This window comes from Rhodospirillaceae bacterium, from assembly GCA_016712715.1.
Classification (GTDB): Bacteria; Pseudomonadota; Alphaproteobacteria; order Dongiales; family Dongiaceae; genus Dongia.
Genome location: JADJQM010000003.1, coordinates 615,437 through 628,600, shown reverse-complemented (window position 1 = coordinate 628,600; position 13,164 = coordinate 615,437). Strand labels below are relative to the sequence as shown.

Below are 13,164 nucleotides of genomic sequence, written 5' to 3'. Positions count from 1 at the left end.
GCTGGCAAGGTCGGCGCGGGCGACCTTGTTTGTTATTCTGCGCCATTCAAACCCGAAGGAGCCGGCGCCCCATGGACCCGATCTTGGCCGAATGGCTCAGCCTCGCCTTGCGCTGGATCCATGTGATGACCGGCATCATGTGGATCGGTACCTCGTTCTTCTTCATCTGGCTCGACGCCAGCCTTCGCCATTACGCGGCACCCAAGCCCGGTATCGCCGGCGAAAGCTGGCTGGTCCATGGCGGCGGCTTCTATGCGGTCGAGAAATTCCTGGTGGCGCCCGGCACGATGCCCAAGGAGCTGCACTGGTTCAAATACGAAGCCTATTTCACCTGGTTCTCGGGCTTCCTTCTGCTGGCGCTCATCTATTACTACGGCGCCGAGCAGAACCTCATCGATCCGGCGGTCAGCTCCATCTCATCGGGCAAGGCCATCCTGGTGAGCCTTGGTCTGATGATCGGCGGCTGGATCGTCTATGACCTCATGTGCCGTTCAATCATCGGTCGCAACACAACGGCGCTCGCCATTGGCGTCTTCATCCTGGTGGCACTGGCGGCCTATATCTGCACCGAGCTTTTCAGCGGCCGTGCCGCCTATCTCCATGTCGGTGCCTTCATTGGCACGATCATGGCGACTAACGTCTTCCACATCATCATCCCCAACCAGCGCAAGGTGGTGAAGTCCTTGCTCGCCGGTGAGGCGCCGGACCCGGCTTTGGGCAAGCAGGCTAAGCAGCGATCGCTGCACAACAATTATCTCACCTTGCCGGTGGTGCTGATGATGATCAGCAATCACTACCCGATCATGTATGAAAGTCCCTATCGCTGGGTCTTCGTGATCGGCGCCGTGCTGTTGAGCGGCCTGCTGCGCGCCTATGCCAATGCCAGGAATGCCGGCATCTCCGGCGACAAGGTCATCTATCTTCTGGTGCTGGCCCTGGGGTTAGGTCTGTGCCTTGCCGCCATTCCCGGTTTGAAGACGAATGCGATTGCCATCGACCGCAGGGTTGAACTCGTCGAGGCCGCCGCCATTGTCCAGCAACGCTGCGTCACCTGTCACTCCTCGGTCCCGACCGACGCCTTCTTCAAGGTGCCGCCAAAAGGCATCGCCTTCGACAGCGCCGCGGATATCCGCCGCTATGCGCCGATGATTGCGCGCGTTGCCGTCGCCACCAAAATGATGCCGCTCCGAAACCAGACCGGCATGACGGAGGAGGAGCGTGCCCTTCTGGGCGCCTGGATTGCCGGCAGCGCTGCAGATGATCATGGAGGTCCGGAATGATGGAAATGCAATTCCGTCAACGGCCGCGCGATCTCGATCGCGCCACCTTCGTCGCCACCTTCGGCCGCGTCTACGAGCAGTCGCCCTGGATCGCAGAAATCCTTTTCAAGCGCGGCCTCGATGCAAACCATGACAGTCTTGAAGGCTTGGCGCATGCTTTCTACAGCATCGTCGAAGAGGGCGGCGAGACACTTCAACTGGCATTGTTGCGCGCCCATCCTGACCTCGCCGGCAGGCTGGCCTTGGCGGGTGGCCTCACCCTTGAATCCCGCGGTGAGCAATCCGGTGCCGGGCTCGACCAGTGTTCGCCGGCTGAATACCACAAGTTCCAGGAACTCAATGCCGCCTATGGCGCTCGTTTCGGCTTTCCCTTCATCATGGCTGTGAAAGGCAAGTTGCGCGCCGAGATACTGGCCGCATTCGAGCAGCGTATTCAGAATGATTCTGCCACGGAGTTTCGCACGGCCCTGGACCAGGTCCACCGCATCGCCTTTCTGCGTCTGCGGGATATGTGCTGAACGGTGATACCCTTGCGAAGTGAACGCCGCAGTAGCTATAGCTTCGATAGCAACGCCGACAGGGCCGCTTCCTGTTCCGCCGAGGGCGTGATGTTCCGCGTGGCCGTGGGCTGCGTCATGGTGATTTCGTTGCTGTGCAGAATGGCAACGTCCGGACCGCAGGTCTGGCGGAGTGCGAGCGACAGCAGCTTGGGGTCGATCGGCTTCGAGACATAGGCGTTCATGCCGGCGCTCAGATAGCGTTCGCGGTCACCGGCCATGGCATTGGCGGTAAGGGTGATGATCGCCAGGGTCGAGAAATCGCCGCCCAGACTGCGGATTTCGCGCGTTGCCATGATGCCGTCCATGTTCGGCATCTGCACATCCATCAGGACGGCATCGAAGGATTCGCGCTGTACGGCGGCAACCGCTTCCACACCGTCGCCCGCCAGTGCCGTGTCGTGGCCGACAGCCTCCAGCATGGCACAGATGACTTTCTGGTTGATAAGATTGTCTTCGGCGACCAGCAGGCGAAGTTTGCGGGAGCCGGGGTGGTCAAGGAGTGCCTGGTCCTTGCTGCGGAACTGGCTGGCAGCCTCAGGCAGGGTGTCGGCTTCTTCGAGCCTCAGCCGCATCCAGAATTGGGAGCCTTCACCAGGGTCTGATTCAACGCCGACCAACCCGCCCATCAGTTGCATCAACTCGCGGCAGATTGCGAGGCCGAGGCCGGTCCCGCCATATCGGCGTGTCATCGATGCATCGGCCTGGGTGAATTTCTGGAACAAGCGCGCCTGGACGTCCTTGTCGATGCCGATGCCCGTGTCGCGCACGGCAATCTCGAGATCCCAGGTACGGTGGCCAAGCGGGTGAGCTTCGACTTTCACGTGGATGCCGCCCCGATGCGTGAACTTCACCGCATTGCCGAGAAAATTTGCCAGCACCTGGGCAATGCGCGCCGAATCGCCATTGAGGGCCTGGGGGACGTTCGCGCCGATTTCATAAGTGAGGTCGAGTTTCTTCGAGAGCGCCGAGGGCCGCCACAGGGCGACCAGATCCTCGATCATATCGGTGACCGAGAAGGGAGCCATGTTGAGGTCGAGCCTGCCTGCCTCGATCTTGGAAATGTCCAGGATGTCATTGAGAATCGACAGCAGACCGCGGGCAGAGCTTTCCAGCGTCTGCAACTTGTCCTGCTGGTCGTCGGTGAGCGCCGTGTTCTTCAGCATATGCACCATGCCGATGACGCCGTTCATCGGCGTGCGGATCTCGTGGCTCATCGAGGCGAGAAATTCGGACTTGATGCGATTGGCGGTGTCGGCGACGTCACGCGCCTTCCGGAGATCCTGATTGAGGACGGCGAGTTCTTCGCTGCGCTTGGTCAGCGCTTCTTCCGCCAGGCGCCGCTCGATCGCGTTGCCGCGAAAAACTTCCAGGGCCCGCGCCATGCGGCCGATTTCGTCGGTACGATCGGTAAAGGGCACCAGCGAATTGAGGTTGCCGGCGGAGAAGCGTTGCATCAGCGCAGTCATGCGGTCGAGCGGTCGGCTGACCAGGTGGAGCGCCAGCAAGGTCAGGCCCAGCAGTACGATTGCAAGGGCACCATTCGTGACAACCAGCGTGCGAAGATAGGCGGCGCGGGCGAGTTCCAAGGGTGCCTTGGAAAGGGTCACGCTGATAGTGCCGACGGGGCGCTCCTCAATTCGGATTTCGGCGTTGCCTTCGACCGTGGCGTGGGTTGCGAAGGGCGGCGCTTCCGGCATGGTGTCAGCAGCGTCGACGGCAACAAACTCCTGTCCGCTGGACTCCCGAATGACGGCGCGCGCAAATCCACCGATCACCCGCATCGCCTGCAACTGGCCGCGCGCTGCTTCGCGATCATACTCCCAGACGGCATTGGCGACGGCCCCGGCGTAGAGCAAGGCCAGGTTGTCGGCACGATCCTGCAATTCGGCGGATTGGCGGCCGACGAAGCGGCTGTCCTCCAGCACGACATAGGCAGCCTGGATCGCCAAAATGACGATGGCCAAGGCCAACACCACTCTGGTTTTCAGACCGAAGCCCTTCCAGCGCTTATCCATGGATGGAGAATGGTCCAGACGCGGTTAACAGAATATGTATTTTGCAGTTTCCGAGTGTCGAAACGAAGCATTTTCAGCAGTTTCCGGCCCGCGCGCGGTCGCGGCATCCCCCAGGTAGGGTCTAAAGGTGCCGAGACGTGGCCAATCGGGCCTTGGGCCGAATCGAGCAGGTTCGCTAAAGTCCCCAAAACAGGGGAAAGATCGATGCCGGACCGTCAGGTCAGTCGCCGCAATCTGTTGCAGAACATCGCGCTTGGGACGCTTGCGGCGGGTTCTGGGGTCACGGGTCTTGTTTCGCCCTGGCGCCTTGCTCAAGCCGAAGAGGCGCCGCATTGGACTTATGAAGGTCATGGCGGGCCCGCGGAGTGGGGCAGTTTGGCGCCGGAATTCGGGGCCTGTGCCACCGGACAGCGCCAATCCCCGATCGACCTTGCAAGTGCCGGCCTCGCTCCCGGTCCTGATCTCGCGCTCGCCTGGCAGTCCTTCGAGGGCACAGTGGAAAACAACGGCCATACCCTGCAGGTGGCCGCGGTTGGACCGACCGACAGCCAGCTCACTTTGGGCGGCAAGAGATACAGCTTCCTCCAGTTTCATTTTCATCATCCCAGTGAGCATGCCGTCGCCGGTGGTCGCTGGCCGCTCGAAGTCCATATGGTCCATAAGGGCGAGGCCGGTGACCTCGCCGTGACGGGAATCGTCTTTCGACCGGGGCGTGAAAATGACGCACTAGCGTCCGTTCTCGCCCCAGCGCCGCGCAGCAAGGGCAAGGCAGCGATTGCCAGGCCGATCGACATGAACCTCTTTCTGCCGGCATCTGCGGCGACCTATCGCTATGCCGGATCGCTGACGACGCCGCCCTGCAGCGAAATCGTCAGTTGGATTGTGTTCCGTGAACCGGTCGAGGCGGCGGTCGGGCAGATCGAAAGCTTCGCCCGGCTCTTTCCGATGAATGCGCGACCGTTGCAATCCGGCTTCCAGCGCGGCGTCGCGCTGGACCTGTTTTGAGGAGCCGGGCCATGCAGCATTTTATCCGCCGGTCCGCGTCGCTCATGACCCTGCTTGCCTTGGCAGCCTGCGCCAGTGCCAAGCCAGTGGAAACCGCCATCAATCCGACACCGCCGGAGCCGGTCGATGCGGTGCAGGGTGATGTGTCCGCGGTGGCGGAAACTGGTCCTGGCAGTGATTTTGCCGGTATCTGGTATGTCAGCGGTGTCTTTCCGACGTCGATGACACAGGCCAGTGTCGCAGACCCGCATCTTGGGACCGCACTCACCATAGCCGCCAACGAAGTGAGCGATATCAACGGCCAACGCTGCATCAGTCCAACCTTCAATAGTGATCAGATAGACGCCACGGCGACCGGCCTGAAAGCCGCTGTTGCCGGAAATTGGAACCGCCTGGTGGTGCGTTGCGAGGGCAAGGACTTCGCGGTCTATCTCCGCCTGCCGGATCAGCCGGGGGCAAATGCGGCCTTGCTGCAGCAGCGCCGCGAAGGGCTTTATCTGCTCGAGCAGGCCGGTGCCGTAATGCACCGTCTGCCCAGTGAAGTGGTGCCGCCACCGCAGATGGATGCCGCAGCAACATCGGCACATGGCATGACCGCTCCGGCGCATGAAGACTCCAGCGCTCAAAGCCACAATGCCGGGGCGCCAGTCGAACTCACGCCGACGATGCCACCCGCGCCGGTTCCCGAGGGCCCTGTTGCTGATTCGCAGTCAGAGCCGGTTGCCAAGGTCAGCATCCCGGAAGGAGCCAAAGCTTCCGCCATTGGGAACGGCGATTCATCTCGCCAGCTACAAAGGCGAAAGTGCCGCCAAGCGCGGCTGGAAGATACTGCTCGGTGAATATGACGAGCTCGATCCGCTCTCGCCGCTTTATGTGGCGGTCGACGTCCCGGGCAAAGGGGCGATCATTCGCCTCTATGCTGGTGGGGCAAGCGAGGCGGAACTTGCCAAAATCTGCAACGCATTGAAGGCTAAGAAAGCTTATTGCGCGCTTAATCCATAAGCCCAGCCCGGGTCAAACCTTGCCGGGCTCGACCACTTCTTCCGACGCATCGTAAAGCGCTATCTCGCTCAAATCCTCAATGGCGTCATCGACCGGTTCGGTCGCAGCGCGCGCGGTCTCATCCAGCGCTGCATCAATCGCCACATCTTCCGACTCCAACTGCGGTTCGGCCTCGAGTTCAACATCGCCGGCAGGTTCGGGACCGAGATCATGCTCTTCCGGCTCTGGCTCTGGCTCTGGCTCTGGCTCTGGCTCTGGCTCGGTTTCCGGTTCCGCGGCAGCGGTTTCTTCTATCGCTGGTGCCGGCACTTCAGGCGCGTGCACTTCAGACACCGGCACTTCAGCCGCTGGCATCGGTGGCGCAGCTACCAGCGCACTCACATTCTCTTCCAGCTTCTGCATCACGCTGCTGAAGGACGATTTCTGACGGCCTTCGATGACCTCCAGCAACGTCATCACCATGGTGCGGAGATCGCCGTTCTCCTTGGCCAGCAAATCGCTGCGCGCAGCATCGCCGGCAGCCTGTTCGGCCCGTGCCAACGCGCGGGTGAGATCGATATCGAGGACGGCGATACGGGCTTGCGCTGCTTCAAGTTAGGCACTCTGTCGTGCCAGTGAGCCATCGACGATGCGCGCAAGGTCGTTGAGCCGCAGTTCCACTTTCTGCGCGTAATCGACGTCATTGGCGAGCTGGTCTCGTGCGGCAGCCACGCGCGCTCTAAGCTCTTCTAGATCGTCAGTCATGATTTTTCCCGCCTAAGCAAAAGGCCCGCATCGATGATGGGATGCGGGCCTGCTCAAGTCGAGGAAAAAGGAACGCCCAGTCCTACCAGTGGCGAACGCGCCCGGTATCGACATGGACGAAATCCGATTTCGGATAGTAACCGACGCCGCCGGCCTTCATGGCCAGGGCATCAAGCCGCAGATCGGCCAGCTTTACATCGCGCAGGCGGATGTCGATCGCCTTCCCGTCCATATGCATGCTGCGCTTGGCAACGCCATTGCTGGCCGACGCCAGGGTTGCGTTGGATTTGGGGCTGCGGTAACCGGAAATGATCTCGAACGGCTTCTTGCTGTCGACGCGACGATGCAGCGTCACCAGCAAATCGAGCAGTTTCAGATCCATCGAATAGACATCGCCGCTGCGGTGATCGCGCAGGATGTAGTTGATATCTTCCACCGCGGAACGGTCATAGGCGCCGTTCTGCCAATAGGTGGCTTTCAGGATTTCGTTCGTGTGGGTGTTGAAGAAACCGAGGGTCCGGCTGTCATTGGCGGTGGTCTTCGCCATGACGGTGCGCGGCAGGAAGGTGAGGGCGCCAGCGCCCGCCAACCCAAGGCCGAGAAAAGAGCGACGGCCCAAATTGGCCGCTTGGTGACGTGATGACATATCTTTCCAATCTCCCTAGGCGCCCGGGACACCCCCGGAGGCCACATATCGCGTTGCTAGGTAAGACCGGCGCGAATCGTCCCCACGATCTCCACGCCAAAATCCGGCTCCACCGGATCATTCCTCATAATGGTTAACATTATCCCCGAACTGATCACCGGGCCGCCGCCAAAGACAGACGACCAAGCTATGCCCGAAAGGTGACACAGCCTTGCCGCAAATGCAAAGTAAAATTCCCGAAATCGCCGCAACGTTCTGGATTCGTTGAGAAATCCTGATGGTTAATGTCAGTATCCCAGGGCGCAGCCGTCCTTGCGGGGATCGGAACCGGCAATGAGGACACCGCGCTGCCAATCGATCCAGATGGCCTGACCGCCCCCTAACGGGTCCTCGCTCAGCTGCACATTATGGCCGCGGGCCGACAATGCTTGGACCGTCGCGGCTGGAATACCGGTTTCGACCAGATAGGTCCCCTCATCATAGAAGGCGCGGGGGCAGTCGAGCGCCGCCTGCGGGTCCATGCCGTAATCGAGCATGTTGGTCAGCGCATGGACCTGGCCCACCGGCTGGTAATCGCCGCCCATGACGCCGTAAGGCATGACCGCCTTGCCGCCCTTGGTCACCATCGCCGGGATGATCGTGTGCATCGAGCGCTTGCCAGGCCCGATGCAGTTCGGGTGCTGGGGATCGACCACGAAGCAGGCGCCACGATTCTGCATCAGCACCCCGGATTTGGGTGCCATGCGGCCGCTGCCGAAACCGTAATAGACCGAGTTGATGAAGCTCACCGCGTTGCGATCGCGGTCAACGACTGTGAGATAGATAGTGTCCGGATGCTTGGGGAACTGGCCGATGGCGCCGAGATCGAGGGCCCTGTCGGCCTTGATCAGCCCGGCCAGCGCCTTGGCATGCGATCCAGACAGGAGGCCCTCGACCGACACCTTGGCGAAGGCCGGGTCCGCGATATGCGCATTGCGCTCGCGATAGGCCAGCTTGGCGGCTTCCAGCTGCAGGTGCAGGCGGTCAGGTCCGAGCGGATCGCTGCCGGCATGCTCTGGCCCATAGGCCTTGAGGATGTTGAGCATGAGGAGCGCGGTCAGGCCCTGGCCCGGCGGCGGACATTCCCACAGCTTCACATCGTGATAGTCGGTGGCGATCGGCTTCACGTATTCGCCCTTGTGGCGGGCGAAGTCCTCCAATGCATGGAGCCCGCCTTGCGCCGCCATGGAGGATGCCATGTCCTCGGCCACCCAGCCTTGATAGAAGCCGGCGGCACCTTTGGTCGCGATCTCGCGCAGTGTCTTGGCGAGGAGGGGCAGCCGTACTTTGTCGCCGAGCTTGGGCGCATGGCTATCGACGAGGTAGCTGCCGGCAGCCGCCGGGTCGCGCCGCAGCTTTTCTTCTTCCTGCGCCCAGTCATGGGCGACGCGCGGTGCCACGGGGAATCCCGCCTCGGCGTAATGGATGGCGGGGCGCAACAGGCGGTCGATGCCGAAAGTGCCGTGATCGGCCGCGAGCCGACACCAGGCTTCGATGGCGCCGGGTATCGTCACCGCATGAACCGAATCCGCGGCGATCTCGGTGATGCCGCGCTCCTGGAAAAAACCCGGCTCGGCCTTCAGGGGGGCGGCGCCATTGCCGTTATAGGCGATGATGTCGTCGCTGCCGCCTTTCGAGAGCAATACAAAGCAATCACCGCCAATGCCCGTCATCGCCGGTTCGACCACGGCCAGCACGGCGGAGGCGGTGATAGCCGCATCGATTGCATTGCCACCGGCCTTCAGGCAGTCGAGGGCGGCAACGGTGGCCAGCGGATGAGAGGTGGCGGCGGCGCCGTCGCTCGCATAGATGGCGGAGCGGCCGGGCTTGTGGAAATCACGCATGATCAATCCTGGTTGTTCAATTTAGGGGACGGCCGGCGCAACGCCGGTACCGGTGGACGGTGGCGCGGTCAAGGGACCGTCTTGATCGTATTGGAAGGCGGTATCAATACCACTTTGGCTGATCGTGTAGGCGAAGTTGAAGGTGGCGTCGGGGTTGGGTGCAGCCGAGAGCAGCGCATTCGGCACGGAACCTGACTCCACCAGGCTGAGACCTTGGGTGAAGGGATCGGCCAGCAGCGGCAGGGTGGTGATGAAGCCTTCATCCTGGTGATCAATGGTCAGACTGCCATCGAAGCTGCGGGCCGCGAGGTTGAGCGAATAGTTGACATAATAGTCTCCGTCGCCCGAGCCGCCGGCAAAGCCGATGGCACCGCTCGCATAATTGATCTCGCTTACCGGCAAGTTGGTGGTTGCTTCAAAGGTGTCATTGCCGTCGAGCTGATCGGCATCCTCGAAGGTACGTTGGTTGACGGCAAGGGGGCTGCCTTCCTGGGTCGGCTGGCCAGAAAGGCCGATGATGCTCGCGGGAGCCGGCTGAAAATTGCCGGCCCCGCCGCCAGGCGTCGTCATTGGTACAAACAGATCGGCAAAGCGTTGTTCAATCTCGGCCGTCAACTCCCGCGGTTCGCTGATCTGCCCATCGGCGTCGATCTCGACGAAGTAGCCAGCGCGCTTCAGCACCACTTCGTTTCTGGCGGATTTCAGGGTGACTGAGCTCGGCCTCTTCCCGGCATTGTTGGCATCACCGGTTCCACCCAGCGCAACCACACAGGTCGCTGCACAGGCACCGATGACCGTGGTGCCTCGAATGGTGAGCACGGCATTGGGCAGGGCGAGGGCGGTGCCTTCCGGATTCTGCCGGGCGATGGCGCCGGTCACCAGGCGAAAGGCGCCCTTGGCGAGGCTGGCGCTCAAGGCATTTACATTGGTGCTGGCAGGATCGAAGACGAATTCGTCGATGGTCAGTTCGGCATCAGGCCCGAGCGTGATCGCCGATTCATCCAGCAGCATCACCTGCAGGCGTGAATCGGCGCCAGTCGACAGCTCGTCGCCCAGGACAATGCCGTCACCCGAGCTGACCGCGACCGGCGTTACGATCTGCTTGGCTGGAGAGACCAATCCAACGGCGCCGGAAACGGCACCGGCGACGCCCGCTGGTTCTCCCATGGCAAAGGCAGTGCAGGGCATCAACAAAGCCAGCATAACGCCCATTGGTAGCAGATGTCTGTTGCTGGGCATTCTCAGAGAGCTCCTTGAGCTTGCGTCATGTTCGGTCATTGCCGCAGCATGGCCTGAAGCTGCGGATTTCGGCAAGCCCGAAGGCCACGCTTTCGGCAAACGGGCCGGAATCACGGCACGATCGGCGCGACCCCGGTGCCAACAGACGGCAGCGTACCGCCTGTCCCATCGACATCATATTGCACCACCGCGCCGATATTCTTGGGACCGATCACGTAATTGATGTTGAAGGTATCATTGGCGGCCGTCGGGTCGAGCACGAAACCGCTCTCGACCAGATGCAAGCCGTTGTCGAAAGGACTGACCAGCAGCGGAATCGTGGTGGTGAAGGCACCGGCGGAGCAGGTCGCGCAATTGAGCAGCAGATTGCCGGTGAAGCTTCGCTCGGCGAGGTTGAGCGTGTAATCAATGCCGTAATTGCCACCACCGGACGCGCCAGCAAAGGCAATCGGCACAGTGTCCGTATAGTAGCGAACCTGATTGATCGGCAAGTTCGACGTGGCTTCGAAAGTGTCATTGCCATCGAGCCGATCGGCCATTTCGAAATCGCGCTGGTCATGGGCGAATGGCCCGCCTTCCTGCACCGGTTGGCCGGAGGCGAGGATGACCTCGCCACCTCGTGGTCCCTGTACAGTGTCGCGCAAGGCCCCATCGCCAGGCGCATTGACGGCAGTAAACAGACCGGCAAATCTCGCCTCGACCGCCTCGGTCAGTTCCTGCGGCGCGCTGATGTCGCCATCGGCGTCGATCTCGACAAAGAAGCCGGCACGCTTCAGCACGACTTCCGACTTGCCGGATTTGAGCGTCACCACGCTGGGCTTCTTGCCCACAGTGTTTTCGTCGCCGCTGCCGGACAGTGCCACGACGCAGGTGGCGGCGCAGGCCCCGATCACAGTCGTGCCGCGGATCGTGAGCACGGCATTGGGAAGGGTGAGCGTCGTGCCATCAGGATTCTGCCGGGCGATGGCGCCCGTCACGAGGCGAAAGGCACCTTTGGCCAGGCTGGCGCTCAAGGCATTGGCATTTGTGTTGGCTGGATCGAAGACGAATTCGTCGATTGTCAGTTGTGCGTCGGGCCCAAGCGTGATCGCCGATTCATCCAGCAGCATGACCTGCAGGCGCGATTCAGTCCCGGTGCTCAAGCCATCACCCATGACAATGCCGTCGCCGGAACTGACCGCGACCGGTGTTGCAATCTGCTTGGCCGGCGAAACCAGCCCGACCGAACCGGAAACGGCGCCGGCGACGCCGGCGGGCGCACCCACCTCTGCCGCTGCCCCTTCCGGAGCGAGCACGGCAAAAAGGCCGGCGACACTGCCAAAGATCAGTATCTGTCGTGCGGATCGCATATCAGCTCCTCCTCAACACAGATGTCATCGCGCAAATAGCTAGAACTGCCACCGCTTGCTGATGGTCATGCCACCGCGCGCATTGTCGTATTCATAGTTGGTGATGTTGGAATCGGCCCGGTAATACTCGCCGTAGATCGAGAGCGTCAGGCCATCAAGCAAGGTCGGCCATTCCTTGGCACCGACCAGAGTCTGCACCGGCACGCCCAAGGTCAGGCGACCGCGATAGATCCAGTCGTCACGCTCGGTCTCGCCGGTGATCGGATCAGCCATGTCGTAATTGTCATATTCGGCGAACACGTCGGTGAGCAGGAAGGCGCCACCGCCAATCAGCCAGGTGTGGTTGACGTTCACTCTTTCGCCGACGAAGCTCTCCCAATCCTGGTCCGAATTGTAGCCGTGATGGGTGGCGCTGACGGTCAGTCTATGATCAGTGCCAAGATAGAAGTCACTGCCAACGGTGATACCGACATCGCCGCCGGATTGCAAATCGCCGGTCGGATAGAGCGTCGTGTTGGCATAGTCGATCCACGCCATGTCGCCCCGGATCCACAGATTGACAGGATCGTTGATGCGCATGTCGGCGCGCAGGCTGGCGCCGATGCTGTCGATATAGCTGTCGCCATCCATGATCAGGTGATCATAGCTGACCGATGGTGTCAGGAAGATAGCGCCGAACTCGAACCGGCCGCCGACCTGCGCGCTGAGATCTACAGTATCGAAATCATCCAGCTGGAACTGATCCGCGCCATAGCCGCTCACCGAGCCGAACAGCGTGTTGCGGTTCTGTGTGGCAAGGTCGTGTTCGATGCCAAAGCGGATGAGGCTGGTCAGGCTGTGATCGTCTTCCTTGCGGCCTTCGCCTTCGAGATCGAAAGTGCCGAGGAAGGTGCGTACCTGGCCGGAATTGGGTGCGCCGGCGCGGTTGGTATCATATTGATAGCCGATGCTGGTGAGCAGGTTCATGCGGGTCTGCTGACCGCGCCTGTCCAGTTCGGCCGCGTAGCGTTCGATGCCGCTGCGCAATTCCGGGTCGAGGTCGAGCGTCAGCAGATCAGCGAACTCCTTCTCCGCCTCGCGCAGGTTGTCGAGGCGGTAGAGCACGATCGCGCGCAACGCGCGGATATTGGGTTCCTTCGGCGCCAGCAGGATCAGGCGGTCCAGCGTCGCCGAGGCACCGAGCAGATCCGATCTGCGGATCTGGCTGATGGCGTAGAGATAACTGAGTTCGATATTGTCGGGGTCGGCCAGGACCTGGTCATAGGTCACGGCCTCGGCTGCCGGCAGGCCGTCCGCCGTCTCAGCGTGCGCGGGCGGAGCGAGGCACAGGCTGAAGACCAGCAGCGGCAGGACGATCCGCCATGTCTGGTCGCCGCAGAAATGCCGGTGCAGTCGATCGCAAATCATATTGCCATTCCCCAATAGTGGCATGCGGACCGAC

The 13,164-nt window shown here is 61.5% G+C and carries 12 protein-coding genes; 4 read left to right on the top strand and 8 right to left on the bottom strand.

The genetic code is table 11. From position 1 onward, the window contains the following. Positions 1-71 precede the first annotated feature (71 nt). Together IPK59_20685 and uraD are read left to right on the top strand one after the other, a co-directional pair. The gene (locus IPK59_20685; GenBank protein ID MBK8161071.1) at positions 72-1,280 is read left to right on the top strand and encodes a urate hydroxylase PuuD; all 1,209 of its coding nucleotides are present in this window, start codon (positions 72-74) and stop codon (positions 1,278-1,280) included. Beyond that, positions 1,277-1,798, top strand: a complete 522-nt coding sequence (gene uraD / locus IPK59_20680) for a 2-oxo-4-hydroxy-4-carboxy-5-ureidoimidazoline decarboxylase (protein ID MBK8161070.1) — start codon at positions 1,277-1,279, stop codon at positions 1,796-1,798. The genes IPK59_20685 and uraD overlap by 4 nt, the downstream gene beginning before the upstream one ends. Positions 1,799-1,833: 35 nt before the next feature. Here uraD and IPK59_20675 read toward each other — a convergent pair whose 3' ends face one another. Further along, on the bottom strand, positions 1,834-3,855 hold the full coding sequence (locus tag IPK59_20675; GenBank protein MBK8161069.1) for a response regulator: 2,022 nt from the start codon (positions 3,853-3,855) through the stop codon (positions 1,834-1,836). Positions 3,856-4,059: 204 nt separating this feature from the next. On the opposite strand from IPK59_20675, the gene IPK59_20670 reads away from it, so the two are divergent. Next, the gene (locus IPK59_20670; protein MBK8161068.1) at positions 4,060-4,860 is read left to right on the top strand and encodes a carbonic anhydrase family protein; all 801 of its coding nucleotides are present in this window, start codon (positions 4,060-4,062) and stop codon (positions 4,858-4,860) included. 11 nt (positions 4,861-4,871) lie between these two features. After that, positions 4,872-5,699 (top strand): hypothetical protein, encoded by an 828-nt coding sequence (locus tag IPK59_20665; GenBank protein ID MBK8161067.1) that lies wholly within the window; start codon positions 4,872-4,874, stop codon positions 5,697-5,699. A 175-nt stretch (positions 5,700-5,874) separates the two neighbouring features. On the opposite strand, the gene IPK59_20660 is transcribed toward IPK59_20665, so the two are convergent. From IPK59_20660 to IPK59_20630, 7 genes are all read right to left on the bottom strand, one after another. Next, positions 5,875-6,402 (bottom strand): hypothetical protein, encoded by a 528-nt coding sequence (locus tag IPK59_20660; protein MBK8161066.1) that lies wholly within the window; start codon positions 6,400-6,402, stop codon positions 5,875-5,877. Positions 6,403-6,456: 54 nt separating this feature from the next. Then, positions 6,457-6,606 (bottom strand): hypothetical protein, encoded by a 150-nt coding sequence (locus IPK59_20655; GenBank protein ID MBK8161065.1) that lies wholly within the window; start codon positions 6,604-6,606, stop codon positions 6,457-6,459. An 82-nt stretch (positions 6,607-6,688) separates the two neighbouring features. Beyond that, positions 6,689-7,252, bottom strand: coding sequence for a DUF882 domain-containing protein (locus tag IPK59_20650; protein ID MBK8161064.1), 564 nt, complete (start codon positions 7,250-7,252; stop codon positions 6,689-6,691). A gap of 287 nt (positions 7,253-7,539) precedes the next feature. After that, entirely contained in the window at positions 7,540-9,135 is a 1,596-nt protein-coding gene (gene ggt / locus IPK59_20645; GenBank protein MBK8161063.1) for a gamma-glutamyltransferase, read from the bottom strand. A 21-nt stretch (positions 9,136-9,156) separates the two neighbouring features. Next, the gene (locus tag IPK59_20640) at positions 9,157-10,374 is read right to left on the bottom strand and encodes a FecR domain-containing protein (protein MBK8161062.1); all 1,218 of its coding nucleotides are present in this window, start codon (positions 10,372-10,374) and stop codon (positions 9,157-9,159) included. A gap of 110 nt (positions 10,375-10,484) precedes the next feature. Continuing rightward, positions 10,485-11,723: a FecR domain-containing protein gene (locus tag IPK59_20635; GenBank protein ID MBK8161061.1), complete on the bottom strand. Its 1,239-nt coding sequence runs from the start codon at positions 11,721-11,723 to the stop codon at positions 10,485-10,487. A 39-nt stretch (positions 11,724-11,762) separates the two neighbouring features. After that, on the bottom strand, positions 11,763-13,130 hold the full coding sequence (locus IPK59_20630) for a hypothetical protein (GenBank protein ID MBK8161060.1): 1,368 nt from the start codon (positions 13,128-13,130) through the stop codon (positions 11,763-11,765). Positions 13,131-13,164: the final 34 nt, after the last annotated feature.